28 protein-coding genes are annotated in these 25,637 nt (G+C 73.1%); 4 read left to right on the top strand and 24 right to left on the bottom strand.

Translation table 11 applies throughout. The annotated features are described in order from the left end of the window. Nucleotides 1–19: 19 nt before the first annotated feature. Nucleotides 20–862: a DMT family transporter gene (locus tag V1633_RS14425; RefSeq protein WP_331214806.1), complete on the bottom strand. Its 843-nt coding sequence runs from the start codon at nt 860–862 to the stop codon at nt 20–22. Between the two features lie 15 nt (nt 863–877). Beyond that, the gene (locus V1633_RS14420; protein ID WP_331214805.1) at nt 878–2,335 is read right to left on the bottom strand and encodes a glycosyltransferase; all 1,458 of its coding nucleotides are present in this window, start codon (nt 2,333–2,335) and stop codon (nt 878–880) included. A gap of 150 nt (nt 2,336–2,485) precedes the next feature. On the opposite strand from V1633_RS14420, the gene V1633_RS14415 reads away from it, so the two are divergent. Beyond that, a complete protein-coding gene (locus tag V1633_RS14415; RefSeq protein WP_331214804.1) occupies nt 2,486–3,823 on the top strand; it encodes a glycosyltransferase in 1,338 nt (445 codons plus the stop codon). A gap of 249 nt (nt 3,824–4,072) precedes the next feature. Here the strand turns inward: V1633_RS14415 and V1633_RS14410 are convergent, their stop codons facing one another. Together V1633_RS14410 and sthA are read right to left on the bottom strand one after the other, a co-directional pair. Further along, nucleotides 4,073–4,720, bottom strand: coding sequence for a CHRD domain-containing protein (locus V1633_RS14410; RefSeq protein WP_331214803.1), 648 nt, complete (start codon nt 4,718–4,720; stop codon nt 4,073–4,075). Nucleotides 4,721–4,817: 97 nt separating this feature from the next. Next, nucleotides 4,818–6,221, bottom strand: coding sequence for a Si-specific NAD(P)(+) transhydrogenase (gene sthA / locus V1633_RS14405; RefSeq protein ID WP_331214802.1), 1,404 nt, complete (start codon nt 6,219–6,221; stop codon nt 4,818–4,820). Between the two features lie 141 nt (nt 6,222–6,362). Between sthA and V1633_RS14400 the strand changes: the two genes are divergently transcribed. After that, on the top strand, nt 6,363–6,818 hold the full coding sequence (locus tag V1633_RS14400; RefSeq protein ID WP_331214801.1) for a GNAT family N-acetyltransferase: 456 nt from the start codon (nt 6,363–6,365) through the stop codon (nt 6,816–6,818). On the opposite strand, the gene V1633_RS14395 is transcribed toward V1633_RS14400, so the two are convergent. The 3 genes from V1633_RS14395 to V1633_RS14385 form a co-directional block, all read right to left on the bottom strand. Further along, a complete protein-coding gene (locus V1633_RS14395) occupies nt 6,781–7,317 on the bottom strand; it encodes a metallophosphoesterase family protein (protein WP_331214800.1) in 537 nt (178 codons plus the stop codon). The two genes, V1633_RS14400 and V1633_RS14395, sit on opposite strands and share 38 nt — an antisense overlap. Continuing rightward, entirely contained in the window at nt 7,305–7,733 is a 429-nt protein-coding gene (locus V1633_RS14390; RefSeq protein WP_331214799.1) for a hypothetical protein, read from the bottom strand. The genes V1633_RS14395 and V1633_RS14390 overlap by 13 nt, the downstream gene beginning before the upstream one ends. A gap of 179 nt (nt 7,734–7,912) precedes the next feature. Then, nucleotides 7,913–8,362 (bottom strand): Hsp20/alpha crystallin family protein, encoded by a 450-nt coding sequence (locus V1633_RS14385; RefSeq protein ID WP_331214798.1) that lies wholly within the window; start codon nt 8,360–8,362, stop codon nt 7,913–7,915. Between the two features lie 182 nt (nt 8,363–8,544). Here V1633_RS14385 and V1633_RS14380 point away from each other — a divergent pair, with 182 nt between their 5' ends. After that, the gene (locus V1633_RS14380) at nt 8,545–9,231 is read left to right on the top strand and encodes a hypothetical protein (RefSeq protein ID WP_331214797.1); all 687 of its coding nucleotides are present in this window, start codon (nt 8,545–8,547) and stop codon (nt 9,229–9,231) included. A 44-nt stretch (nt 9,232–9,275) separates the two neighbouring features. Here the strand turns inward: V1633_RS14380 and V1633_RS14375 are convergent, their stop codons facing one another. The 3 genes from V1633_RS14375 to V1633_RS14365 are packed head-to-tail and all read right to left on the bottom strand — an operon-like array spanning nt 9,276 to nt 10,919. Further along, nucleotides 9,276–9,905 carry a hypothetical protein gene (locus V1633_RS14375; RefSeq protein WP_331214796.1) on the bottom strand — a complete coding sequence of 210 codons (630 nt, stop codon included), beginning with the start codon at nt 9,903–9,905 and terminating at the stop codon, nt 9,276–9,278. A 31-nt stretch (nt 9,906–9,936) separates the two neighbouring features. After that, nucleotides 9,937–10,128, bottom strand: coding sequence for a DUF397 domain-containing protein (locus tag V1633_RS14370; RefSeq protein ID WP_331214795.1), 192 nt, complete (start codon nt 10,126–10,128; stop codon nt 9,937–9,939). Beyond that, a complete protein-coding gene (locus tag V1633_RS14365; protein ID WP_331214794.1) occupies nt 10,119–10,919 on the bottom strand; it encodes a helix-turn-helix domain-containing protein in 801 nt (266 codons plus the stop codon). Before V1633_RS14365 ends, V1633_RS14370 begins: the two co-directional genes overlap by 10 nt. 463 nt (nt 10,920–11,382) lie before the next feature. On the opposite strand from V1633_RS14365, the gene V1633_RS14360 reads away from it, so the two are divergent. Beyond that, entirely contained in the window at nt 11,383–11,631 is a 249-nt protein-coding gene (locus V1633_RS14360) for a hypothetical protein (RefSeq protein ID WP_331214793.1), read from the top strand. Here the strand turns inward: V1633_RS14360 and V1633_RS14355 are convergent. The 14 genes from V1633_RS14355 to V1633_RS14290 are packed head-to-tail and all read right to left on the bottom strand — an operon-like array spanning nt 11,609 to nt 25,622. Then, a complete protein-coding gene (locus V1633_RS14355) occupies nt 11,609–13,411 on the bottom strand; it encodes a fatty acyl-AMP ligase (protein ID WP_331214792.1) in 1,803 nt (600 codons plus the stop codon). The two genes, V1633_RS14360 and V1633_RS14355, sit on opposite strands and share 23 nt — an antisense overlap. Before the next feature lie 8 nt (nt 13,412–13,419). Continuing rightward, entirely contained in the window at nt 13,420–14,130 is a 711-nt protein-coding gene (locus V1633_RS14350; protein ID WP_331214791.1) for a 2-hydroxychromene-2-carboxylate isomerase, read from the bottom strand. A gap of 18 nt (nt 14,131–14,148) precedes the next feature. Next, nucleotides 14,149–14,940, bottom strand: a complete 792-nt coding sequence (gene fabG / locus V1633_RS14345) for a 3-oxoacyl-ACP reductase FabG (protein WP_331214790.1) — start codon at nt 14,938–14,940, stop codon at nt 14,149–14,151. Between the two features lie 9 nt (nt 14,941–14,949). After that, on the bottom strand, nt 14,950–15,864 hold the full coding sequence (locus V1633_RS14340) for a 3-hydroxyacyl-ACP dehydratase FabZ family protein (protein WP_331214789.1): 915 nt from the start codon (nt 15,862–15,864) through the stop codon (nt 14,950–14,952). Between the two features lie 23 nt (nt 15,865–15,887). After that, nucleotides 15,888–16,169, bottom strand: coding sequence for an acyl carrier protein (locus tag V1633_RS14335; RefSeq protein ID WP_331214788.1), 282 nt, complete (start codon nt 16,167–16,169; stop codon nt 15,888–15,890). Further along, nucleotides 16,166–17,290 carry a beta-ketoacyl synthase N-terminal-like domain-containing protein gene (locus V1633_RS14330; RefSeq protein WP_331214787.1) on the bottom strand — a complete coding sequence of 375 codons (1,125 nt, stop codon included), beginning with the start codon at nt 17,288–17,290 and terminating at the stop codon, nt 16,166–16,168. The genes V1633_RS14335 and V1633_RS14330 overlap by 4 nt, the downstream gene beginning before the upstream one ends. Nucleotides 17,291–17,345: 55 nt before the next feature. Further along, the gene (locus V1633_RS14325) at nt 17,346–18,200 is read right to left on the bottom strand and encodes an SDR family oxidoreductase (RefSeq protein ID WP_331214786.1); all 855 of its coding nucleotides are present in this window, start codon (nt 18,198–18,200) and stop codon (nt 17,346–17,348) included. Continuing rightward, on the bottom strand, nt 18,197–19,240 hold the full coding sequence (locus tag V1633_RS14320; RefSeq protein ID WP_331214785.1) for a beta-ketoacyl synthase N-terminal-like domain-containing protein: 1,044 nt from the start codon (nt 19,238–19,240) through the stop codon (nt 18,197–18,199). The genes V1633_RS14325 and V1633_RS14320 overlap by 4 nt, the downstream gene beginning before the upstream one ends. After that, entirely contained in the window at nt 19,237–20,406 is a 1,170-nt protein-coding gene (locus V1633_RS14315) for a beta-ketoacyl-[acyl-carrier-protein] synthase family protein (protein WP_331214784.1), read from the bottom strand. Before V1633_RS14315 ends, V1633_RS14320 begins: the two co-directional genes overlap by 4 nt. A gap of 4 nt (nt 20,407–20,410) precedes the next feature. After that, nucleotides 20,411–21,370, bottom strand: a complete 960-nt coding sequence (locus V1633_RS14310; RefSeq protein WP_331214783.1) for an acyl-CoA thioesterase family protein — start codon at nt 21,368–21,370, stop codon at nt 20,411–20,413. Between the two features lie 42 nt (nt 21,371–21,412). Continuing rightward, a complete protein-coding gene (locus tag V1633_RS14305; RefSeq protein ID WP_331214782.1) occupies nt 21,413–22,171 on the bottom strand; it encodes an alpha/beta fold hydrolase in 759 nt (252 codons plus the stop codon). Continuing rightward, nucleotides 22,168–23,205 (bottom strand): beta-ketoacyl synthase N-terminal-like domain-containing protein, encoded by a 1,038-nt coding sequence (locus V1633_RS14300; RefSeq protein ID WP_331214781.1) that lies wholly within the window; start codon nt 23,203–23,205, stop codon nt 22,168–22,170. The genes V1633_RS14305 and V1633_RS14300 overlap by 4 nt, the downstream gene beginning before the upstream one ends. Further along, the gene (locus tag V1633_RS14295; RefSeq protein WP_331214780.1) at nt 23,206–24,372 is read right to left on the bottom strand and encodes a beta-ketoacyl-[acyl-carrier-protein] synthase family protein; all 1,167 of its coding nucleotides are present in this window, start codon (nt 24,370–24,372) and stop codon (nt 23,206–23,208) included. Beyond that, entirely contained in the window at nt 24,369–25,622 is a 1,254-nt protein-coding gene (locus V1633_RS14290) for a beta-ketoacyl-[acyl-carrier-protein] synthase family protein (RefSeq protein WP_331214779.1), read from the bottom strand. The genes V1633_RS14295 and V1633_RS14290 overlap by 4 nt, the downstream gene beginning before the upstream one ends. Between the last annotated feature and the right edge of the window lie 15 nt (nt 25,623–25,637).

The following is a 25,637-nucleotide window of genomic DNA, read 5'->3' as shown; positions in this document are numbered from 1 at the left end:
AGACCGACTGACCGGCGTGTCAGCTTGACTGGGTACGTCGGGCCAGCCAGATACCGAGGCTCATGGCGACCACACCGAGTAGTCCGATGAGCAGCCTCGGCCCCTCGAGCGAGAGCTCCTCCTGGAAGGCGGTGACGCCGATCAGCACACTGGTGAACGGGTCGAGCAGCGCGATGGCGGTGAGCGGGGCGGCGATCGGCCCGCCCTGGAAGGCGTTCTGGTTCAGGGTCAGCGCCGTTCCGCCCACCAGGATCAGCACGTAGAGGTGCCAGTCGGTGACCACCCCGGCCGCATCGTCGGGCAACTTCTCGGTCACGCTCTTGAGTAGCGCGGCGGCCAGTGCGTAGAGCAGTCCGGTCGCGATGCCCAGCACGAGTCCCCGGGCCGCGTTCTGGGTGCGCCAGGCGACGACGAGGCAGAGCGCGACGAGGGCGCCGATGGCGGCGCCGACCCCGATCCAGGCCAACGCGCTCGGCTCCTCCACCCCGCCCCGGGGGTTCGCGGTGGCGAGGAACGCGGTCAGCCCGACCACACCGATCACCACGACCAGCATGTCGCGCCGGTGCGGACGGCGCCGTTCCAGCGCCGCCTCCAGGGGGATCGCCATGAAGAGCCCGCTGACCAGCAGTGGCTCCACCAGGGCGAGCGCGCCGAACCGGAGGGCGATGGCCTGCAGCAGGGTGCCGACGGCGTCCGGCACCCAGCCGAGCAGCCACAGCGGCCGGCGCACCAGCCGGATCAGCAGCCGTGGGTCGATCGTCCGGGTCGGCTTCTCCTGCTTGGCCGCGCGCTGCTCCAGCACCGAACTGACCGCGAAACAGGCGGCCGAGGCGAGCCCCAGCACGATGGCGATGGTGTTCACCAGGCCACCGACACCTCAGCCGCGACGGTCCGGCCGGTTCGCCGGCCGGTTGCCACCGTCCCGGTGCGGCTGGTCCACACCGGTCCAGAGCCGGGCCATCCCGGCCCGCAGCCCGACCCACCTGGTCAGGGTCCGACGAGGGGTCGCCGCCGCCAGCCCGGCCCGCACCTCCGCCGGTACCGCCCCCTCGACCGGTACCGACGTTTCCAGGAACGACGCGCTCTCCCGCAGCACCGGATCGTCGACCGGTACCGGCCCGAGCGGCGGTCGACCGGCCGGGCCGGCCTCGGCGAGCCGGGACGGGGTCGCCGAGGCGGTGATCCCCCGGGCGATGTCGGCGACCACCCCCGCCGGGTCGGTGTCGAAGAGCGCCAGCCCGGCGCTCCGTTGCCGCTGTCCGCCCGTTCCGTCGGCGAGCCGCAGCAGCGTCGGCCCCAGGTCGGCGCGCCGGCGTACCCAGGTCGCGACGCCGGCCCGGGCCATGGTGGCGGCGTTCGCCCGGCCGTGCCCGGGGATCGGCCGGTACGTCGCGACCGGCAGCCCGCAGGCCATCGCCTCGAGTGCGGTGAGGCCGCCGGCGTTCTCCACCAGTACGTCGGCGGCCCGCAGCAGCGCCGGCATGTCCTCGACCCAGCCGAAGACGTACCCGGTGCCGCGTCGCCGCAGCCGGCGGTACAGCGCGGTGTTCCGGCCGCAGACCACGACCGGGACCGCCACCCCCGTGTCGGCGATCTCCGCCGCGGTACGCGCCACCGCGCCGACCCCCCACGAGCCCGCCACCAGCAGCGCGAGCCGGGCGTCGACCGGGAGCCCGAGTCGTTCGCGAACTCGCCGCTTCTCCTCCTCGTCCCCGGGCCGGAAGGCGGCCGAGACCATCCGGCCGGCGACCCGGACCTCGCCGGCGCCGAGCGCCCGGGCCTCGGCCCGGGTGGTGACGTGCGCGGCGCAGTGCACGTCGACTCCGGGCGAGACCCAGATCGGGTTCACCGCGAAATCGGTCAGATAGGTGATGACCGGTACGGCGAGCCGACCCTCGCGTCGCAGCGGCCCGACGATCTGGCTCACCACCGGGTACGTCGACACCACGGCGCGGGTGTCCGCCGGCAGTGCCTCCAGCACCCGTGGCCAGACCGGCCGCAGCAGGGCACGGGTGATCGGCGCGGCCCGGCTGAAGTTGCCACCGATGGAGAAGAGCAGCCCGTAGATCCAGGGCAGCCGGCTCAGCATGCCGTGGTAGGTGCCACGGAGCAGCCGGCCGAGCCGCCAGGGGAAGATGTCGGCCAGGTCCACGCAGTCGGCCAGCAGACCGCGCTCCCGCAACCGGTGGGCCAGTTCCCGACTCGCGCCGTCATGTCCGGCACCCGCGCTGGCGTAGATGATCAATACGCGCGGACGCTGCCCTCCGGCGCCACCGGACGGCGGCTCGGCGGCCTCCTCGCGGTTCGTCCGGAACCATCCGGGAGTAGAGGTCATCCGGCCTTCTACCCGCCGAGAGTACGAAGATTCCTCTCCTGTCGGCCTGGCATGGCCTTCGGGCCACCATCCCGTTCGCGACCCGACGGCCCGTCGGCCGTGCCTACACTGCGGTTACGCGTGCCCCGTACCAGCCCGCAGGGAGGTCGGATGCGGGTTCTGATCGTCACCGCCGGTTCGCTGGGTGACGTGGCCCCGTACACCGGTCTCGGCGCCCGCCTGCGGGCGGCCGGTCACCGGGTGGCGCTCGCCGCGCCGGATCCGTACGCCGATCTGGTGACCGGCGCCGGCCTGGACTTCCGTCCGGTGTCGGGTGACCTGTCAGCTCTGCGGAACGCGGCGCCGTCCCGGCCACGACGGATCGGGGTACCGGGCGCGCCGGGGCTGGTGGAGTTCGTCCGGCTCGGCGGCCGGTTCGTCGGCGGGCTCGGCGAGAGCATCGCGACCGCGGCGGGGCTCGGTGCCGACGTACTGCTGCTCTCCGCCACCACCGCACCACTCGGTTACTCGGTGGCGCAGTATCTCGGGGTGCCGAGCATCGGGGTGTTCCTCCAGCCGGTCGATCCGACCCGGGCCTTTCCCCCGATCGTGCTCGGCGTCCGGACGCTGGGCGGTTGGGGCAACCGGGCCGCCGGCCGGCTCGGGCAGCTCCTGGTCCGTCGGGTGTACGCGGACGCCTCGCGCGGACTCCGGTCCCGGCTGGGCCTTCCGCCGTGCGACCTCGCCGGCCTGGACCGTCACGCCACGGCACGGGGCTGGCCGGTCAGCCACGGGTTCAGTCCGACCGTGCTCCCCCGCCCGCCGGACTGGCGACCGGGACTGGACGTGGTCGGTTACTGGTGGCCGGCGACGCCGGCGGGTTGGCAACCGCCCGCCGCGCTGCGGGCCTTCCTCGCCGCCGGCGACGCCCCGGTGTACGTCGGGTTCGGCAGCCTGGCCGACAACGGCGGCCGGCTCTACACGATGGTCCGCCACGCGCTGCGCCGGGCCGGGGTGCGCGCGGTGGTGCAGGGTGTCGGCCCGGCGACGGCATCTGAGCCGGGGCTGGTCGGCCACGACCGGCCCGCCCCGGAGGTCGGCTCCGGACGGCAGGGTGGACAGGACCCGGACGGCGGACCCGACGACGGCGACGACCAGGTACTGACCATCGGCGAGGTGCCGCACGAGTGGCTCTTTCCCCGGATGGCCGCCGTGGTGCACCACGGGGGCTGCGGGACCACCGGTGCCGGGCTCCGCGCCGGTGTGCCGGCGGTGCCGGTGCCCATGCTGGCCGACCAGCCGTTCTGGGCCGCCCGGCTGGCCCGGCTCGGGGTGAGTCCGGACGTGATCCCGTTTCGGCGGCTCGACGAGGCTCGGCTCGGTGACGCCATCCGGGCGGCGGTGACCGACCCGGTCTTCGGCACCCGGGCCCGGCTGATCGCCGACCGGATGGCCGGGGAGGACGGGGCCGCCGCGATGGTGGCCGCGATCGACCGGCTGGCCCGTTGACCGGTCGACCGCGGCCAGCTCTGGGCGACCACTGTGGCCGGGGTCACAAAGTTACCGGACCTTAACCATGACGCGGCGCCTCGTCAATAGCACCCGTGGTAACAGCGCGGATCGTACGGATCGACGGAGTTCCCGGAGCCGGCGATCGTCCGGAGTGGATCGCGCCGGTGCCGCCGGAGGCCGGCCGACGACGACTGCCCGCGACCGGCGAGGGGCCGGGCCGACAGCCGCCGGGTCGACCGCGGTCGGTCAGTGCCGATGGTGGCCGAGCTGGGCCCGGATCTCGCCGCCCGGATGACGCGAACTGTGCACGTTGACGTACGTCGTGCCGGCCCGGATCGCGGTGACGAGTTCGGCGAACTCCCCCGCCGAGATGCCCTGGGCGACCGGACCGACCACGTCGACGGGCCGGATGGTGCCGGTGACCGTGGCGGGCGCGGCCGGGCAGGTCTGGGTACCCGCCGGCCCGTTGCCGAGGTTGGTGCAGAGGAAGACGCTGATGCCGCCGCTCTGCGCGGGGCCACCGAAGTGGATGTGCGCCTGGGTGACGTCGCCCGCCAGGTCGGCGTAGCTGAGCTGGTAGGTGATCTCCTCGGCCGACCGTTCGACGGTCGCCGAGAAGTGGCCGTTGCCTGCGGTGGAGACAGCCAGCGGGTCCTCCGCGAAACCGGTCAACCGTTCCCGGAAGACGTTCCAGCCACCCCGCCTGTCGTGGCCGGCGAACCGCGTGTCGCCGGACCTCCCCTCGTCCAACCGTTCGGCGGCGGTGCGGTCGCCGATGAGCCGTCCGTTGTCGTACCGCTCGGCGTTCTCGTACGCCAGCCGCACCGTGCCCACCCCGGCGGCCAGTACGGCGACCATCGCGGCCGCCAGCCCGTGCCATCGTCCGCCCATCATCGCCCTCGCCCCCAGCCGGCCACAGGTCACTCCACTACCCTGAGTAACGGACCGGAGACGACAGCACCATAGACCGACAGTGACAGATCGTGGACAGTCAGTCGCGAAGTCGGGCGAGGTGCCGCATCTTGTTCATCGCGTCCAACGCCGCGACCTTGTACGCCTCGGCCAGCGTCGGATAGTTGAAGACCGCGTCGACCAGATAGTCGATCGTGCCGAGGCAGCCCATCACCGCCTGCCCGATGTGGACGAGTTCGGTGGCTCCCGTGCCGAAGATGTGCACCCCGAGCAGCCGGCCGGTGTCCGGGGCGACCAGCAGCTTGAGCATCCCGTCCGAGTCACCGCTGATCTGGCCCCGGGCAAGTTCGCGGTACCGGGAGATGCCCACCTCGAACGGCACCTTGTCCCGGGTGAGCTCGTCCTCGGTCCGCCCGATGAAGCTGATCTCCGGAATGGTGTAGATGCCGATCGGCTGCAGGTCGGACAGGTTCCGGGCGGGCTCGTCGCAGGCGTGGTGCGCGGCGAGTCGACCCTGTTCCATCGAGGTCGAGGCGAGCGCCGGGAAACCGATCACGTCACCGACCGCGTAGATGTGCGGTACGGCGGTGCGAAACCGCTCGTCGACCTCGATCCGCCCGCGTGGGTCCGCGGCCAGCCCGGCGTTGGGCAGGTCGAGGTCGGCCCCGAGCCCCTGCCGGCCGGCGGAGTACATCACCGTGTCGGCCGCGATCCGCTTCCCGCTCTCCAGCACGGCGATCGCCCCCCGGGCGTGCCGCTCCACGGCGGCCACCGCCTCACTGAACCGGAACGTGACCGCCAGCTCCCGGAGGTGGTACTTCAGCGCCTCGACGATCTCCAGGTCGCAGAACTCCAACATCCGGTCGCGTCGCTCGACGACGGTGACCTTGGTGCCGAGCGCGGCGAACATCGAGGCGTACTCGATGCCGATCACCCCGGCACCGACGACGACCATCGAGCTCGGCACCCGGTCCAGGTTGAGGATGCCGTCCGAGTCGATGATCGTGGCCTCGTCGAAGTCGACGCTCTCCGGCCGGGCCGGGCGGGTCCCGACCGCGATGATGATCCGGTCGGCGGTCACCGTGGACTCGCGTCCGGCCGGGTCGGTCACCGTGACGGTGTGCGCGTCGTGGAATCGGCCGGTGCCGGTGAGCAGGCGGATCCGGTTGCGGGTGAGCTGGCTGCGCACGACGTCGATCTCGCGTCCGATCACGTGCTGGGTGCGGGCGGTCAGGTCACCGATGGTGATGTCGTCCTTCAACCGGTAGCTCTGGCCGTACACCTCCCGTTGGCTGAGGCCGGTCAGATAGAGCACCGCCTCGCGCAGCGTCTTGGACGGCACGGTGCCGGTGTTGATGCAGACGCCGCCGACCATGTGCTGCCGCTCGACGACCGCTACCCGGCGCCCGAGTTTCGCCGCCGCGATCGCGGCCTTCTGGCCGCCCGGCCCGGATCCGAGGACGAGGACGTCAAAATCATGCACGGATCTCAGTGTGGCAGCCGGCTGATCGAAACGCTCCGGGCCGAACGGCCGGTTGGGCACCGACCCCACTCCCCGGTTGCCGGCACCACGCCCGGAGGGTTACCAGGAGCTGCGGAAACCTTGGCGGATAGGCTGAGGATCGTGGCGGACTGGAGAATTCGGCAGGCTTCCACAGCGGACGTCGAGACCATCGCCGAGTTGCGGGCCGTGGTGCTGCGGGCGGATCTGGAACGGCTCGGGCGGTACGACGACCAGCGGGTGCGGCAGAGACTTCGGGACAGGTTCGTGCCGGCACACACCTGGGTGATCGAGGTGGCCGGCGCGTTCGCCGGCTCCGTGGCGCTGCGACCGGCCGAGGACGCGCACTGGCTGGAGCACTTCTACCTGGCCCCGCACCTGCAGGGCGACGGCATCGGTACCGCCGTACTGCGCGGGCTGCTGGAGCAGTGCGACCGCGACGGGATCCGGGTCCGGCTGCAGGTGCTTCGAGGCAGTCCGGCCTGCCGGCTCTACCAGCGGTACGGGTTCACCGTGGAGACCGAGGAGCCGGTGGACGTGTTCATGGTGCGTGAGCCGGCTTCGGCGGGGGCGTCGTAGCGGGCCGTGGCAGCCGGTGCAGGACCACGTCGTCGAGCCGGCCGTCGGCCGCCGTGGCGGTGAGGTACGTGGCGTACGGCTGACGCCGCCGGTCGGTCGGCGAGCCGGGGTTCAGCAGCCGCAGCCCACCGGGGGCGACACTGTCCCACGGGATGTGCGAGTGCCCGAAGACCAGCAGGTCACGGTCGGGGAACCGGGCGGCGCAGCGGCGCTCCCGCCCACCGGCCGGGCCGGTCTCGTGCACCACCGCGACCCGCAGGCCGGCCAACTCCACACGCGCCACCTCGGGCAGCCGGGCCCGCAGTTCCGGACCGTCGTTGTTGCCGTACACGGCGATCAGCCGCGCGCTGCGCGCGACCAGGTTGTCCAGGAGTGGGACGTCCACCCAGTCACCGGCGTGGATCACCACGTCGGCGTCGTCAACGGCGGCCCACAGTGGGGCCGGGAGGTCCCGGGCCCGCTTCGGCACGTGCGTGTCCGCCATGATCACGAGGCGCACGCCTCCAGACTATCCACCGCGGCATCGCGACGTGGACGTACCGGCGCGGTCGTGGTGTCGGCCCGGCCCGCGCCGGGCGGACCGGGCCGGCGGGCGGATACGACGGCCGGTCGGATCCCGGTCGGCGGCGACGCCGCCCACCTGGTCGGCGGCGACGCCGCCCACCTGGTCGGCGGTCCCCGCTGCCGGCACCAGCGGGCGCCCCGCGTCATGGGGTCCAGCGGCCCGGAGAGGTCGCCGGACGCGGACCCGACCGGCCACAGCGGCGGTCGTGGGACTGGCTGCGGCCGGGCCGGCGGCGGGGGTGGTGGCTGGTGCCAGCCGGCGTCGACCAGCGCCTCGAACTCCGCCCGCATCAGGTCGTCGTCGTGCTGAACCAGCTCGACAAAAGCCTCCAGGACCTCACGGGTCGTCAAGGACCTGACTCGGACACCGCTGTCCATGCTCACCACCCCCTGCCGCCGGCCGGCTCCGGACCGGCGAACCGCCGGTCCGTCGCCTGTCCGCGTCGCCTTCGTGACGAGTGCGGTACGTGGGCCCGAACCGCGTGCGCGCGGCGGATCCGGAAACCGGAACCGACCGGCCCCGTCACGGGTCAGGCGTTGATGGCCTTCTGTTCGGTACCGGCCGAGGTAGCCGAGACGGTGACGCGGCGCGGCTTCGCCTGCTCCCGCACCGGGATCCGGATGGCCAGCACACCGTTGTCGTAGTCGGCCTCGATCCGTTCGGTGTCCAGCGCGTCGCCGAGGAAGAGCTGACGGGAGAAGACGCCGAGCGGCCGTTCGGAGATCTGGACCTGGGTGTCCCGGTCGAGGTGCAGCGGCCGACGCTCGGCCCGCACGGTCAGCATGTTGCGCTCGACGTTGATCTCGATGGCCTCCGGGGTGACCCCGGGCAGGTCGAACGCCACGACGAACTCGTCGTTGGTGCGGTACGCGTCCATCGGCATCGCCGTCGGGCGGGACCATGTCCCGGTGCTCAGGCTGCCGAAAGCGTGCTGCGCAAGGCGGTCCAGTTCGCGGAAGGTGTCGGTGCGCATCAACATCTCAAACCACCTCCTGGCTCAGTTGACAGTGTTGTCAATGCGCGACACCTCGGTTGTACCATGTCATCGGAACGACGACAAGCGGTTCGTCATCACACCGATGACAAGCTGAAGGATCCGACCGGCGGCGGAGCATGGTGAGCCGTTCCGGCCGACGTACGAGCGGAAGGGCGGTGGGCAGGGTGGCGAAACAGGCGAGCAGCGACGTCCCGGACGGGACCGGGCTCTCCACCAGCAGGGCACTCGACCAGGTGCGGGCCGTCACCAGCCGGGTCGGTGACCAACTGCCCCCGGCGCCCCGGACCCCGGGGGACACCGTCGGCGAACCGACCGCGGCCCAGGTGCTCGACGCCCTCGTCCTGCTGCGCCACCTCCGGGCCGAGTTGGAGACCTGGGAGCCACGGCTGATCGCGGCCGCCCGCGAACGGGGCGCGAGCTGGGCGGATCTCGCCCCGGCGCTCGGCGTCGCGAGCCGGCAGGCCGCCGAACGGCGCTACCTACGACTGCGGCCCGCCGACGTCGGCGAGCCGCCCCGGACCCGCGACGACCGGGTACGCGCCGAACGGGACCGCCGGGCCGGCGACCGCGCGGTCGCCCGATGGGCCCGGGACAACGGCGCCGACCTGCGCCAACTCGCCGGTCAGATCACCGCGCTGACCGATCTCGCCCCGACCGCCCGGATCGACCTGGACCGGCTGCACCACGCGCTCGGCACCAGCGACCCCACCGACCTGGTCCACCTGATCGCCGAGACCGGCCGTCATCTGCGTACCGACCATCCCGGACTCGCCGCCCGGGTCGACGCGGTGGGCGAACGCGTCGACGCGGTACGGCAGAGCAGCTTGGAGCGACGTACCGGCCGCCCCTGACCGGCAGGTGGTGGGCGTGGCCGCCGTCCGGCCGGGCCGCCGGGTCAGGAGGCGAGGCCGGCGGCGACCAGGAGGCGTAGCCAGGTGTCGGTGTACTGGCCCTTGAAGCGTCCCTTGCGGACCCGGTGGTCACGGTGGAAGGGGCCGCAGACCGTCTCGACGACGTCCGGATAGTCCGGACCGAGCACGCAGGTGTCGAAGAAGCTGACGATGTCCGGGGCGAACTCGTCGACCTCGATGTCGCCGTCGTACGCGCCCTTGACGTGGAGGACGTACTCGTCGGTGTTGACGTGGTAGACGTAGCCCTCGTCGACGTCCAGGTAGATCGGCTGGCCGACGTCCCGCTCGGCGACCAGGTCCGCCGGGATGTCCCGGATCTCCCAGCCGATGCTCAACGGATGACCGAGCAGGTCGTACGGGACGAGTTCCCGGTCCCGGAAGGCGGCCGGGCTGGCGATCTCCGGCGGCTGCCGGAACCGGAAGTAGCTGCCCTCCAGCCGTCGGACGACCCGGTAGACCTCGATCACGCCGGCCGGTAGCTCCGGTATCGGTTCCAGCGGTGCGGTCTGCTCCTCGATCACCACACCGAAGCCGTGCTCGGCCTCGACCTGCTTGAGCAGCGCCAGCTTGCGCCGGATCTCGGCCAGCGCGGCGGCGCGGCCCGCCTCGTCCATCAACTTCCCCGTCGCCGTCGATCCCAGCAGGTCAGCGGGTCGCGGCCACCCTGACCACAAAGGCCCGCCAGGCGACCGGGGTGAAGGTCAGTGCCGGCCCGTACGGGTCCTTGCTGTCCCGTACACCGACGATGTCGGGGAGGTTGTCCGCCACCTCCACACAGTTGCCACCGTTACCGCTGCTCCGGCTGCTCTTGCGCCACCGGGCGCCGGTCAGCTCCATCGTTCAGCCGCCTCCTCGATCATCCGCACGCTCTGCTCCTGGGACAGCGCCTGGGACCGCACCACCTCCCAGGTCTCCGCCAGCGATAGTACGTCCGCTCGGCGCTGCACCACGTAGCCCTGGAGCTGGTTGTCCAGGTAGGCCGAATCCTCACCCTCCGGCGGGGTGGCGAGCACAAACGCGCCGTTCAACCCGGGGTAGGCCCCGGTGGCGATCGGCACCACGTGGAGGTGCACCCACGGCCGGCGGACCGCCTCGACCAGGTGCCGGAGCTGGCCGGCCATCACCTTCGGACCGCCGACCGGGCGGTGCAGGATCTGTTCGTCGAGCACCGCGACGAACGTCGGCGGCGGCACCCGGTCGAGCACCGCCTGCCGCTCCACCCGGGCGGCGACCTGCTGTTCGAGTTGGGCGACGGTGAACCGGCTGGCCCCTTCGAGCAACGCCTGGGCGTACTCCTCGGTCTGCAACAGCCCGGGGACCACCAGCGGCTCGTACGAGCGGAGCATGGTCGCCTCGCGTTCGAGCAGCACCCACTCCCGGAACCAGGGCAGGATCACCTCCCGGCCGATCCGCTTGCGGATCCGTTCCAGCCGGCCAGCCGTCTTCAACACCCGCTCACACCGGGCGGTGAACTCCGGTTGCGGAATCCGCCGGCACTGTTCGACCCCGGCGACCAGGGACGCGGAAAAGCTGATCTCGACGGCCAGTTCCTCCTGCGACAGCCCGGCGTCGCCCCGGGCCAGCCGCAGCTCCTCGGCGAACAGCTCCAACGTCGGCGGATGAGTCATCTACGCACCTCTACACAGGAGGGTTCCGGGCCCCTACGGACAACCGGTAGACGGACGAATCCTTCCGAGAGTAGCGACACCGTCACCAAAGTAGGGGGCAGCGACGCACCGGGGCTTCCCCATCGCCTCCGGCCGGTGCGCCGCCACCGGGCCGCTCCGGCCGGCAAGCCGGAGCGGCCCCACCCGACCAGCGGCGAAGGAGCACCTCGATGTGGTGGAGACGGCGAAGCACCTCCGTCCGGCACTCACCCCGGCACCACCGGGACTGGCGTCGACTCTGGCGCCACTGCCGCTGCGGGCACCCGTGGCGCTGCCCTGACCAGGCCGCCCCGCCGACACCACCGCCCTGTCCCCCGCCGGCTCCCCCAGCGTTGTCCGCGCGGGGCGCCCGGCTCAACCAGCGGCGGACGTACCAGACGATTCGACCAGGGGGCGGACGGCACGACGTACCCGGGGAGCGAGCGTGACCACCGACGCGCCGCACCTGCCGCGACGGCCGCTCTGGTCGTGCCGGGCCTGCGCCGCCGCCTGGCCGTGCGACGCCGCCCGGGAGACGCTGCTGACCGAGTACGTCGGCAACCGGGTCGCGCTCTCCGTCTACCTCTGCACGATGCTCTACGACGCCACCAGCGACCTGCACCTCCTGTACCAGTCCGGTGGCCCGAGCCCGCGCGAGCTGTACGCCCGGTTCATCGGCTGGGTGCCGAGGTGACTACCCGCAGCTCCGGATCCAGGTCCTCGTGCAACGACTCCAGCGTGCCGGCCAGGAACCGGTCCCGCATGGCGCGACGTTGGATCTTGCCGCTGCTGGTCCGCAGGATCCGGCCCGGACGGACGAACACCACGTTGCCCACCCGGACGCCGAGCCGGGCGCCCAGCGCCGTTTTCGCCGTCCGGGCGTAGCCGTGCAGGTCGTCTCCGGTCAGCCCGCGCGACCGGATCTCCTGCACCAGCACGATCGCCTCGCCCTGCCGGCCCGGCACCGAGAAGACGCAGGTCGGCAGCTCGGCGAAGACCGGATGGACCTCCGCCGCCTCCCGCTCCACGTCGTGCGGGTAGAGGTTCCGGCCGTTGACGATCAACATCTCCTTGCGCCGGCCGGTGATGAACAGTTCGCCGTCCAGGTACGCGCCGAGGTCACCGGTACGCAGGAACGGTCCGGCCCCGTCGGCGGTACGCGCCCCGAACGTCTCCGCGGTCTCGTCCGGCCGCCGCCAGTAGCCCGACGCCACGCTCCCGCCGCCGATCCAGACCTCGCCGACCTGCCCGTCCGGCAGCACCACACCGGTGGCCGGGTCGACCACCAGTACCTCGATCCCCCGCACCACCCCACTGCTGACCAGCTCGGTCGTCGGCACCGGACCGTCCGGACCGGGCAGCGCGGCCGGTGTCACGCCGACCGGGTCCCCCGACGCGACGCCGTCCGATGCCACCAGCCGGTCGGCGGCGAGCGCGGCGGTGTCCACCCGGCGGACCACCGGTGGCGAGTCGACCCGGGTACCGGAGACGTAGAGCGTCGCCTCGGCCAGCCCGTACCCGGGCAGCAGCGCCGCGCGGCGGAACCCGGCCGGGGCGAACCGGGCGGCGAACCGCTCCAGGGTGCCGGCGTTGATCGGCTCCGAGCCGTTGCAGGCGTACCGCCAGTGCGAGAGGTCCAGTTGGCCCAGCTGTTCGTCGCCGACCTGCCGGGCGGTCAGGTCGTAGGCGAAGTTCGGCGCGCAGCTCACCTGGGCGCCGTACCTGCTGATCAGGTCCAACCAGAGGTACGGCCGCTTGAGGAAGTCCATCGCGGGCAGCAGCACCGCCGTACCGCCCAGACAGAGCGGCGTCAGCAGCATCGCGATCAGACCCATGTCGTGGTACGTCGGCAGCCAACTGCAGAACACCAGGTCGCCGTGCCAACCGTGGCAGTCGCGCATCAACCCGATGTTGTGCGCCAGGTTGCCGTGGCCCACCATCACGCCCTTGGGCGCACTGGTCGACCCCGAGGTGTACTGCAGGAACGCCACCCGGTCCGGGTCCGGATCCGGCGGGCGCCAGCGGTCCGGGTCGGACTCCCCCGCGTCCGGCGTCGTGGCGGGACCCGCACACGGGATGTCGCCGAGACCGGAGGCGTCCCGCCAGGCGAGCACCGCCGGCAAACTCTCCGGGTCGGTGAGCACCATCGCGGCACCGGAATCCGCGACGATGCCCGCACTGCGCACCACCTGATGCCGGTGACCGGTCGGGGGCGGCACCGGCACCGGTGTGACGCCGGCGTACAGGCAGCCGACGAACGCGGTGACGAAGGAGAGCCCGGGGGCGTGGGCGAGCACCACCCGGGCGTCCCCGGCGGGCAGCCGGTCCCGCAGCCAGACCGCCACGGACCGGGCCGCCCGGTCCAGCTCGCGGTAGGTCAGCGACTCGACCCCGGAGGCCCGGTGGAACAGCACGGCGGGCTTGTCCGGCACCCGGGCGACAACCTCACCGAGCGCGGTGACGAAGAGGGTCATCAGGCACCTCAGCCACAACCGCCGGCGTGACCGCCGTCGGTGGCCCGGTCGTCGTCCCGCCCGGGTACGGCGGCGACCGCACTCAGGGTCCGCCGGGCGGCCGCCTCGGCGTCGGCGTCGGCGCCCTCGACCGCGGCGGCGAACGTGGAGAGCCGGTCCACCCCCCAGTACCGGTCGTAACCCCGGACGAAGAACGGCACCCCGAAGACCCCGTCGCGGTAGATCGACAGCAGCGCCTCCACGCCCTCGGCCCGGACCCGGGGGTTCTCCACCGCGTCGCGTACCTCCCCCGGATCGACGCCGACCGTCTCGCCGATGTCGGCCACCACCGACCGGTCGCAGACGTCCCGGCCCTGTTCCCAGCGCGCCCGGTAGGCGTGCTCCAGGAACTCCGGTCCCCGGTTGTGCCGCTTGGCGACCAGATAGCCGAGGTGCGGCACCTCCCACCACGGGGCCCGGTCGACCGGCCAGGCGAAGGCGAGGCCCCGCTCGGCGGCGAGCCGCCGGACGTCCTGCAGCACGTACAGGTGCTTGGCCCGGGACATCGGGGTGTAGACGAACTTGCCGCCCGCGTCGGTGAGCATCCGCAGGCTCACCTCGTCCGGTTCCCAGAACGGAATCCACTCCAGCCGACCGGCCAGTTCCCGGTGCCGCGTGCCGAGGTCCCGGTACGCCAACCACGAGTACGGGCTGCGCAGGGAGAAGTAGAACTTGAGCATGAACGCTCCCGGGGGTTGCTAGAGGGCGAGACCGCCGTCGACCTGGACGACCTGACCGGTGATGTAGGCGGCACGGTCCGAGGCGAGGAAGGAGACCAGTTCGGCCACCTCCGCCGGAGTGCCGAACCGGTTGAGCGAGGCGCGGGCGAGCATCTCGCGGGTGATCTTCTCGGGCAGCCCGGCCGTCATGTCGGTGGTGATGAAGCCGGGCGCCACCACGTTGGCCCGGATCCCGTACCGGCCCACTTCCTTGGCGAGGGCCTTGGTGAAGCCGATGATGCCGGCCTTCGCCGCGGCGTAGTTCGTCTGGGTCGCGTTGCCGGCCACACCGGCGACCGAGGAGAGGGTGACCACGGCACCCCGGCGACGTTTCATCATCCCGAACACGACCGACCGGCACAGGTGCTGGGTGCCGTCCAGGTTGACCCGTAGCACCTCGTCCCACTCCTCATCGCTCATCGTCGCCAGCGGGCGGTCCCGTACGATGCCCGCCGCGGTCACCGCCACCGTCGGTGGGCCAAGTTCCGCCTCCACCTCGTCCGCGAAGCCCCGGACCGCCGCCCGGTCCGCGACGTGCACCCGGCGGGCCAGCACCCGTACGCCGTACTCACGGGCCTCCTTGGCGACCAGCTCGGCGGCCTCGTCGTTGGCCCGGTAGCAGAACCCGACGTCGAACCCGTCACGGGCCAGCCGGATGACCACCGCCCGACCGATCCCCCGGGATCCCCCGGTCACCACCGCGACCGGGGTCGACGGTGCCCCGTCGGCACCGGGGTCCCCGGGCGTCGTGCGACTGTGCGATGTGGACATGTCTCCTCCTCAGGACGTCGCGGCGGCGGCCGGGCGCAGGACGTCGATCGAGCGCAGCGCGAGCACGAAGTGGTGGACGGCGAGCACGAGGCGGCCGTCGCACCAGGTCTCCCCGGCCAGGATCGACGTGTCGCCGACCGCCCGGACCAGTTCGACCCGGTGCTCCACCACGCTGCCGGGCTGGACCGGGCCGGCGACCCGGATGTTGTTGATGGCGCCGGCGAGTTCCACCTTGCCGGCCAGCACGTCCGGGTTCGGGGTGTCCCAGACGGCGAGCAGCACCGCCGCCTGCGCCCAGGACTCGATCAGCAGCGGGACGGGATAGGCGTACCCGCCGGGCCCCGCCGTCTCGTCCATCCGCGCGTACGCCGGCTCGGCACTGGTGATCGCCTTGCGGGCGGTGAGCCGACTCCCCGGCACGACCTCGGTGACCCGGTCGACCAGGAGAATCGGGTACCGGTGCGGGATGATTCGCCGGATCTGTGCCGGGCCGGCGGAGAGCCCCGCGACCTCGTCGGACCGGTCGGCGTCGCGCCGGTCGGATCCGGTCGGCTGGTCCGGGTCGGCGCCGGCCGCCCGGTAGCGCAGCCGGATGTCGGCGACCGGACCGGTCGCGGTCCGGGCCCCCGCCGAGCAGCGCAGTCCGTCCTCGGTCCGGTCCACGGTCAGCTCCACGGTGAGGGTGTCACCGGGGTACACCGGCCGGAGGAAGCGACACCGCTCGACGGCCGCCAGCTCGACCGTGCCGTCGGACCCGTCCGCGTCGAGCCAGCCGCGCAGCGTCTGGTCGGCGAACTCGATCAGGTAGACGCCGGGCAGCACCGGGAAACCCGGATAGTGCCCGGCGAACACCGGGTCCGCCGGATCGATCAGGACGGTGCCGGTCGCCGTCGTCGAGGTGCGGGCGGTCACCGTGACGGCCACGGAGGCCGGAGTGGCCCGGGCGGTCACGCGGTGCCCTGGAGTTTGCGCTCCAGCAGCCCGTACGTGCCGTCCAGGGTGGTGATCGCCGCCATCTCCGTCTCGGCGACCTTCACGCCGTACGCCTTCTCCAGGCGTACCGCGATCTCCAGCGCCATCAGCGAGTCGACGTCCAGGTCGTCGGCGAAGTGCGCCTGGTCGGACACCTCGTCGGTCTCCACGTCGAGTACGTCCGCGATGAGCCGACGCAGGTCCTCCTTGTCCAGCGGGCGGTCGTTCTCCACCGTCGTCGCGAGCTGGTCGGTCATGGTTCGGTCCCTTCGTTGACGGGTGCCGCGGATCCGATCCGCAGCAGGGCGCAGCCGACGGTGCCCTCCTGGTCGACCGAGGTGGCCAGGGCGAGCGTGCCGGCGAGATCGGGTCGTGCCCCGGCGGCGGCCAGCAGCGCGGCGAGTTGGAAGGAGGCGGACGCAGCCGCGGTGTCGCCGAGCAGGTCGCGACACTCGATCCGGACCACCGTGTCGTCGGCGAGGACGTCGGACAACGCCCCGCGCTCGGCGTCACCGAGCGGACCGGCCGGGAAGGCGGGCGCGACCAGCCGCACCCGTGACCCGGCGGCCCCGCTGTCCCGCAGCGCCCGGCTGACGCAGCCGGCGAGCACCTCCCGGGCCCGGTCCGGCGACCGGTCGGGGAACGCGCCGAACCAGGCGCCGAGCACGGTGGCCAGCGGCCGGCGGCCGTACCGCTGCGCGCTGGCCCCGGACTCCAGCAGCAGTACGGCACAGCCCTCGCCGAGGGTCGGGGCGGCGCCGTCGCCGGCGTGCCACTCCAGCCAGCTCCGCTGCACGGAGTACTCCTCGACCCCGCCGCAGAGGATCACCTCGGAACGTCCGCGCCGGTGCAGGCGGCTGGCGTAGTTCAGCGCCAGCAGACCGGTCAGCGCCCCGCCGGACACCGTGGTGTTCGGCCCCTTGAGCTGGTGCCGGATGGCGCTCTGACCGGCCGCGCAGTTCATCACCGTGTTCGGGAAGCGGGCCGGGTCGACGTGGAAGGGCTTCTCGCCGGTCAGCGAGTCCCGGGTGAAGTCCATGATGCTCTGCACGCTGCCCGAGCCGGTGCCGAGCACCAGGCCGACGTCCTCCGGCCGGTCCGCCAGCTTCGGGCCGTACCGGGTGAAGAGCAGGCCGACGGTGCTCACCGCCAGGCCGGTGATCCGATCCATCGACCGGGTGCCCTTGGTGCCGAGCACCGTCGGGATGTCGAAGTCGGGCACCAGGGCCGCCCGGTCGTCCGGCACCGGCCAGACCTCCGGGTCCAGCTGGCCGACGGTCTGGTCACCGGCCAGCAGCCCGGCCGCGAACGGCTCGGCGCCCAGACCGTACGGTGACACGGCCGACCAGCCGGAGACGACGAGGTCGGTTCGGGACATGTCTTCCTCCTCCATGACCCGGCCCGGGCCGTGGGCGGCCCGGGTCCGGCCCGACTCAGGTTCGGATCTCGGCCTCGGCGTCGGCCTTGGCCGGCGGTCGGCGCCACGCACCGGCCGCCGCGTGCAGTTCCCCACCGTCCACGCCGATGGTGTTGCCGGTGATCCAGGACGAGTCGGTACGGGACAGCAGCACCACCGCCTCGCCCACGTCCTCCGGGCGGGTGAGCCGGCCGTGCGGGTTCGTGTCCGCGCCGTGTTCGACGAAGTCGGCGCTGCCGGGAATGCGGGTCAGCGCCGGGGTGACGGTGACGCCGGCCCGCAGCGCGTTGACCGCGACCCCGTCCGGGGCCAGTTCGCAGGCGAGCTGCCGGACGTGCGACTCCAGGGCGGACTTCGCCGCCGACACGGCACCGTAGCTGGGCAGCTTCTGGTGCACCCCGGCACTGGTCATCGCGTAGATCTTGGCGCCGGGCGGCAGGAGGTCGGCGGCACGCAGGTCCTGCGTCCAGTAGACGAGGCTGTGCGCCATCACGTCGAGGGTCATCTCCAGCTGGCGGCGGGCGATCCCGCCGTCGTACCCCGGTCGGGGCAGGTACGGGACCAGGGTGCCGAACGCCAGCGAGTGCACCAGGACGTGCAGACCGGCCCCGTCGGTCAGCTCAGCGATCACGGGTACCAGTTCGGCCCGGGTCGCCGGGCTGGCCGCGTTCGCGTTCACGAAGTGCGCCTGTACGCCGTACCCGCGCAGTTCGGTCACGAGGTCGGCGACGCCGTCGGCGCGCTCGGCGGTGTCGAAGTGCAGACCCACCACGTGTACGCCCTCGCGGGCCAGGGCCAGGCTGATCGCCCTGCCGATGCCGCTGGAGGCACCGAGGACCAGCGACCAACGGCCGCGCAGTGAAACAATCACGATCCCTCCCGGGTGGCTCTGGCGGCGACGGAGACTCGGACGACGGCGACGTTGCCCTCGCCGGTGGCGACGACGAGCCGGTGTTCGCCCGGTGGCCCGGCGAACAGTCGGGCGGCCCGCAACACGGGCGCCAGGCAACCGGCGCCGACCGGTCGGACCACCGGGGCCACACCGGTCAGTTCGGCGGCGGCGGCTCCGACGGCAGCGGCGACCGCCGACCCGTCGCCGAACAACTCGACCGGCGCCGCGTCGTCTGACCACTCGACCGGGGAGCCGCCGTCGGCGTGCGTCAGTGCCGACCCGGTGGCCGGGGCGATCAGCGCGCCCGGGGCGGCGAGTCGGCCGAGCGCCCCGTCCAGCGCGGCGGTCAGCCGTACCCGGTCGTGCACGGCGGCCGGCGGTACGAACAGGGTGGCCGCCCGGAGCCGACCGTGGCCACTGCCTGCGGCGGCGCCGGCCGGCTCCAGCACCAGTGCCACCGCGCCCTGCTCGGCGCCGTCCTCGGTGACGCCGACCAGCAGGGTGTCGCAGCGTCCCACGGCCAGGGCGCGCCAGCCCGCCTCGACCGCCTCGAAACCGGCCACCCCGGGCGAGGTGAGCGTGAGGTGGAAACCCCTCAGCTGGTGTTCGGCGACGAGCCGGGTACCCAGTACGTTGATCGCGAAGTACGGCGCCAGCGCCGGACTCAGCTCGGTGGCGTCGGCACCGGTGACGATCCGGTCCATCTCGCCGAAGAGCGGGTCCAGCCCGCCGTTGGTGGCCACCGCGGCGCCCCGGCGTTCCGGCGGCAGCCGGTCCAGCCGCCCGCCGTCGGCGACCGCCCGCCGGGTGGCGGCGAGCAGGTACTGGGTGGCCGGCGGGGCGTACCGGTAGCCACGCGGGCCCAACTCGGCCCGGGGGTCGAACCACGGCTCGCCGGGCCGGTCCGGGGCCACCACGCCGATCCCGGTGACCACCGCGTCGGTGACCGGCCGACCGACCGGCGTGCTCCGCGACGGCGCGTCCATTGTGGTCCGCGGTGACCCGACCGGGGCGATCATCGTGCGCTCCCACAGTCGGTGGCGAGCACGACCGAGGCGTTGGTGCCGCCGAAGCCGTACGCGTTGACCAGCACCCGGTCGACGTCGAGCGCCGTGCCGGCGCCGACCGGGAGGTGGACCGGGCAGGCCGGGTCCTGCTCGTCCAACGGCACGTTCGGCGGCACCACCCGGTGCCGCAGGATCAGCGCGGCGGCGCAGGCGGCCAGGCCGGCGGCGGCGCCCCCGGTGTGCCCGATCAGTGCCTTCAGGCTGTAGAGCGGCACCGAGCCGGCCGCCGGGCCGAGCGCCCGGTGCAGGGCGCCGCTCTCCATCACGTCGTTGAGCTGGGTACCGGTGCCGTGCGGCACCACGCAACCGACCCCGTCGTCGCCGGCCTCGGTCAGCGCCTCGCGCATCGCCCGGGTGATCTGGTCACCCGCCGGCTCCGGCGCGGTCGGGTGGTGCGCGTCGCAGCTCCAGCCGGTGCCGGTCACCCGGGCGTAACCGGTGTCGACACCCCGCGCCCGGGCGTGCTCCCGGGACTCCAGCACCAGCATTCCGGCCCCCTCGCCGAAGACCGTGCCGGCCCGGTGCCGGTCGTACGGCCGACAGCGGACCGGATCGACCGCGCCCAGCCGGTTGAAGCAGCCGAGCGCTACCCGGGAGTACGCGTCCGCCCCGCCGGCCAGCACCACGTCCACCTCGCCGCAGCGCAGCATGTCGACTGCGGTGCAGAGCGCGAACAGCCCGGCGGAACAGGCGTTGGCGATGCTGGAGTTGGCGCCGAAGCCGCCGAGCCAGGCGCCCAGGTGCGTGGCGAGTTGGAAGGCCGGGCGTCGACCGGTGGTTGTCGAGGCCGGGTAGCGGTCCGCCTCCCGCAACCCGGCCTCGCCCATGCAACTGCCCACCACCACACCGAACCGGGTGTTCTCCCGGCCGGTCAGTCCGGCGTCGCGCAGCGCCTCGGCGGCGGCGGCCACCGCGAACTGCGCCGCCCGGCCGGGGTGTTCCGCCGCGACGTGCTCCTCGGGCACCAGGTAGATCAGGGGCAGCGCCATGTGCGCCAGCGGGTCCGCCGGCTGGTCCGGCAGCCGCACCTGGGCGTCGAGCATGGCGTGCCACAACGCGGCCGCGCCGCGTCCGTGGCAGCTGACCGCACCGATTCCGGTGACGAGGACGTCGGTCACGGCGCTACTTGCCTTCCAGCGCGGCGTTCATCCGGTCGTCGAACGGCACCAGGTGCCAGTCCCGGCGGTTGTCGATGACCGCGTACCCGTGGGTGATCCGCCCGGTGGCCACCGGCACCAGCAGGTCGTCCCGGGCCGCGTAGCAGTCCATCCGGGCGGTGTAGGTCAGTCCCTTGAAGACGTCCTCCACGGTGAAGACGGTCCAGACGTCCTCCTCCATCAGCGCCTCGTCCAGGATGGTGATCCGGGAGTGCGGCACCACCGGGATCCAGTTCTGCTCGACCAGCAGGGTCCGGATGGAGACGCCCCGGTCGGCCAGGAAGAGGTCCACCACCTCCTCCATCAGCCGCAGGTAGCCGGACATCTGCACCCGCTTGGTGAAGTGGCAGTACGGGTACGGGATGCGCCACTTCCAGGCGTACGCGTTGCGGCCCTCGGTGAGCACCTCGCCGGGGTCCCGCCCGGTCACCCGCACCGGCTGTGGTGCACCCGGCAGCGCCCGGCCCAGCTTCTCCACCGTGTAGTCGGCGATCGCGGCCGGCACCGGCTCGGCCGGCCCGGTGCTCGGGTCGTGCCGCAGGCTGACCCGTACCTTGGCACTGGCCGCCCGGGTGGTCTGCGCGTCGGTCTTGCTCAGGACGACGTTGAAGGCCAGCTCGTCCGGCACCTTCGGGTCGCGGCGCACCTCGGCGACGGCCACGTCGTCGATGTGGTACGCGTGCAGGATCCGGGTGTCGATGTCGACCAGGTCCACGCCGAGCGCGTACCGCTCGTAGAGCCAGCCCGGCGCCAGCCCGTTGCGCCGCAGATGGTCGAGGACGGCCTCCTCGATCAGGTAGTTGACGTGCTTGAAGCCGATCCAGGTGCAGATGTTCGAGCCCTCGTAGCGCGGCCGGATCTCCAGCCGGGTCGGCTCGGTTTCGGCCGGGGCGACGACCGGGTGGGTGGCGGTGACTGTGTTCATTCCAGCTCCGTGGATGGTCGGGAGGTGCCTGTGGTCGGGTGACTAGAGCGTTTCGACGAACTCGTGCAGCAGGGCGGCGAACCGGTCCGGCTGCTCGGCCATCGCGAAGTGGCCGCAGTCGGCGAACAGCTCGAACCGCGCGCCGGGTACCGCCCGGGCCAGCGTCCGGCCGTCGTCGGCGCCGGCCGCGAAGTCCCGGTCCCCGGTGATCACCAACAGCGGGGCGTCGACCCGGGCCAGGTCCATGAACGGCGTCCGCAGATAGAGGTCGAAGAACCGGACCCAGCCGTACGGTCCGACCCGCTCCCGCACCTGTCGCGCCATCGCCCGGCGTACGTCGTCCGCCAGCCGCCCACCGGAGCCGACCCGCAGCCCCTCGTCCAGGATGGTGTGGAAGCCGTTGAGATAGCCGGCGATCGTGCGCCAGTCGAAGGCGGCCGGGGTCGGCCGGTAGAAGGGCGAGACCAGCACCAGGGCCACGGGTTCGCCGAGTTCGCCCCGGCTGATCAGGTCCAGCACCAGGGTGGCGGCGAACGAGTGGGCCACCAGCAGGTCCGGCGGCCGGGGCAGGGCCCGTACCGCGTCCAGCACGTGCCGGCCGGGGTCGGTGTCGTACGCCCATCCGGCGGGACCGACCCACGGCGGCGCGGCGGTCTCGATCTCCAGCCACGTCCCGGCCCGCTGCGCGAACGGCCGCCAGATCGCCGGGCTGCCGGCCAACCCGGGCAGCAGCAGGGCCCGGGGCGGTGCCGACCGGACGGCGGTACGGAGCCGGGTGTCGGGTCCCGGCGACAGCGTCACGGCGTACCCGCCGGGGTGAGGATCAGCGCGGCGGCGGCGTCCTCGCCGCCCCGGTCGCCGGTGCCGGCGGTGGCCAGCACCGCCTCGGTCGGATGCGCGGCCAGCCAGGCGGCGCCGGCGGCGCACTGCAGCACGCCGAGCGCGCCGGAGCAGTCGCCGAACCGGCGGGTCAGGTCGTGGACGCGGGCGGCCGGCGGGCCGACCCCGCTGCCCGGTCCGTCGCCGAACGGGGCGGGCCCGGGCACGTACCAGAGTCCGACCGGCCGGGGTTCGGCCTGGCGTACCGCGGCGACCGCCGCGGCCGGTTCGGCCCGCCGGGCGTACGGCCCGAGGGCGACCAGCGGGGCACGGCCCCGTTCCCGGGCGGCGTCGGCCGACTCCAGGACCACCGCCGCCGCGCCGTCCAGCAGCCGCGTCGTGGCGGTCGGGGCACCGCCCCCGGTCACGTACCGGACCGGATCGTTCACCGGTTCGACCCCGACGACCAGGGCGGCCCGGATCCGACCGGACCGGATCAGCAGGCCGGCCCAGAAGACCGCGTCCAGGCCGGAGGTCGATCCGTTGCAGAGGGTCAGGTTGGCGCCCCGCAGGCCGTGGGTGATCGCCAGCCAGGAGGCGGTCACGTTGCTGGAGGTGGCCGGCAGGGCCATCGGGCTGGTGCCGAGGTAGGTGTGCTCGGCGATCGTCGCGACCGCCTCGCAGACCGTGTCGACGTTGCCGTAGTTGGTGCTGACCACCACCCCCACCGACTCGCCCGGCACGGTGAGCAGGTCGTCGGCGAGCAGGCCGGCGTCGGTCAGCGCGTCCCGGCCGGCGACCAGTGCCAGCTTGGTCGCCCGGTCCTTGTAGCGCATGCCGCGCCCGGACAGCCGGCGGGTGGGATCCGCCGGCCGGACGGGCCCGCCGGCCGGGCCGGTGTCCGGGCCCGCCGGGCAGGCTCCCGGCCGCCCGTCGTCGGGTGTTCCGGCGAGCAGGTCGGCCACCGAGTCGAGGCCGACGCCGACCGCGGCGAGACCACTGACAACCACGTCCACCTAGGCCACCTTCTCCAGTACCGCGACGGCGTTGAGGCCGCCGAACCCGAAGGAGTCGACCTGCGCCACGCGCAGGGCGTCGCCGGCACCGACCGCGGTGTCCCGGACCAGCCGGAAGTCGGCGATCTCGTCGATCGGGTCGGTGATCCCGAGGGTCGGCGGCACCTGGCCGGCCCGCAGCGCGTGTACCGCGGTGAGCAGGCTGTGCAGGCCGGAGGCACCGGCGGTGTGCCCGAGCATCGACTTGATCGCGGTCATCAGCGGGCTGCCGGCGTGACTGCCGAAGACGTCCCGGATCGCCTCCGCCTCCGCCTCGTCGTTCAGCGGCGTGCCGGTGCCGTGCAGCATCACCAGGTCGATCTCGGCCGGGCTCACCCCGGCGCGGCGGTGCGCCTCCCGGATCACCAGCGCGATGCTCTTGGCGTCCGGAGCCGACGGGTGGTACGCGTCGCAGTTGACCGCGACCCCGCGCAGCCGGGCGAGCACCTGGCCGGCGTGACCGGCCGTCTCCCGGCGGAGCACGACCGCTGCCGCGCCCTCGCCCTGCAGCATGCCCCGGCGGTTGCGGTCGAACGGCCGCACCCGGTCGGGCGCCTCCGGGTAGCAGCGGTCCAGCATCCCGTACGTGCTCTCGGTGATGGTGTCCGTGCCCGCCACCACCACCGTGTCGGCGCGTCCGGCCGCCAGCAGCTCCACCCCCAGGGCGAGGGTGTACAGCGAGGCGGCGCAGGCGTTCGCCACCGTGTGCGTGTCGACCGCACCGAACCGCTGGCGCAGTGCCGCGCCGAAGTGCAGTCGACGCGGGTCGACGGCGGTCCGGTCCCGCCAGCTCAGTTCCACCGAGCGCAACTCACGCAGGGTGGTGCCGACCAGCACGGGAGTGTCGCCCAGGTCCTCGTCGAGTCCCGCGTCGCGCAGTGCGGCGGCCACCGCGTCGAGCAGCCAGCGGGTGGCCCGCATCGGCTCGTCCACCCCGGGGCCCGGCCGGTCGTCGATCTCGTACGCGTGGGTGGCCCGGAACCGGGACGGATCGAACCCGCGCAGCGGGGCCAGCCCGCTGCGGCCGGCGCAGAGTGCCTGGTAGATCTCGCCGGTCGCCGCTCCGGTGCTCGCCACCGCCCCGGCACCGGTGATCAGGACACCGGGTTCGGCACCGCGTCGTGTCATGCCGCGCCCCCTGCCGGGTAGCGGCCCAGGATGACCACCGCGTTGTTGCCGCCGAAGGCGAGCGCGTTGTTCTGCACCACGTTCAGCCGGGCCGGGCGGGCCTCGTTCGGTACGCAGTCCAGGCCGCAGGCCGGGTCGGTCTCCACGTGGTTGACGGTCGGCGGGATGAAGCTCTCGGTGAGCGCGATCGCGCAGGCGGCGGTGGCCAGCGCGCTGGCCGCGCCCATGGTGTGTCCGATCATCGCCTTGATCGAGATGGTCGGCGGTACGTCGGCGCCGAACACCTCGCGGATCGCGCCCGCCTCGGTCACGTCGTTGGCCTTGGTGCCGGTGCCGTGCGCGGAGATGAAGTCCACGTCGGCCGGGCTGATCCCGGCGTTCTCGTGGGCCAGTCGGATGCACCGGGCGATGCTGTCCCGGTCCGGCGCCACCGGGTGGTGGGCGTCGCAGCTGAGGCCGTAGCCGAGCACCTCGGCGTAGATCCGGGCACCTCGGCCCAGTGCCGAGGAGAGGCTCTCCATCAGCAGCAGTCCGGCGCCCTCACCGGTCAGGATGCCCTTGCGGTTGCGGTCGAACGGCTGGCAGAACTCCGGGGCGATGGTGCCCAGCCGGTAGAAGCCGGTGAAGGTCTTGCGGCACAGGGCGTCCGCGCCGCCGCAGAGCGCCACGTCGACGTCGCCGCACTGGATCGCGTCGAAGCCGTACCCCACGCCGTAGTTGCCCGCCGCGCAGGCGGTCGGAATGGTGACCGCCTCCACGTCGACCAGTCCGAGTTCGCGGACGATGCCGGCGGAGAGCCGACCGGCCACCGCCCGGCGGGCCAGCACCGGGTCCAACTGGCGGGGACCGGCGGCGACCTGCTGACCGACGAGCTGGTCGAGGTCGCGGGACTCGCCGTCGGTGGTGCCGACCGAGACCAGCGTCCGCCGTTCCCGCAGCCCGGCCGGGGTCAGGCCGGCGTCGGTGACCGCCATCCGGGCCGCCGCGACCGAGAACTGGCTGGCCCGACCCAGTTCGTCGACCTTCTGCTCGTGGATCCACCGGTCCGGCTCGAAGCCGGCCACCTCACACCCGTTGGCGTACGCGTATCCGCTGGTGTCGAAGGCGGTGATCGGTCGTACACCGCTGCGGCCGGCACGCAGTCCGGCGGTGAACTCGTGCACGCCGGTGCCGATGCTGGTCACCGCGCCGATACCGGTGATGACCACCCGGCGGGCGGCCGGTTCGGCGTCGATCAGAGATCTGCTCATGGGAGTCCCCCGCGG

The sequence above is a fragment of the Plantactinospora sonchi genome, assembly GCF_036422035.1.
Taxonomy (GTDB): domain Bacteria; phylum Actinomycetota; class Actinomycetes; order Mycobacteriales; family Micromonosporaceae; genus Plantactinospora; species Plantactinospora sonchi.
The sequence above is the reverse complement of the archived record's forward strand: the minus strand, read 5'-3'. Positions and strand labels throughout refer to the sequence as shown.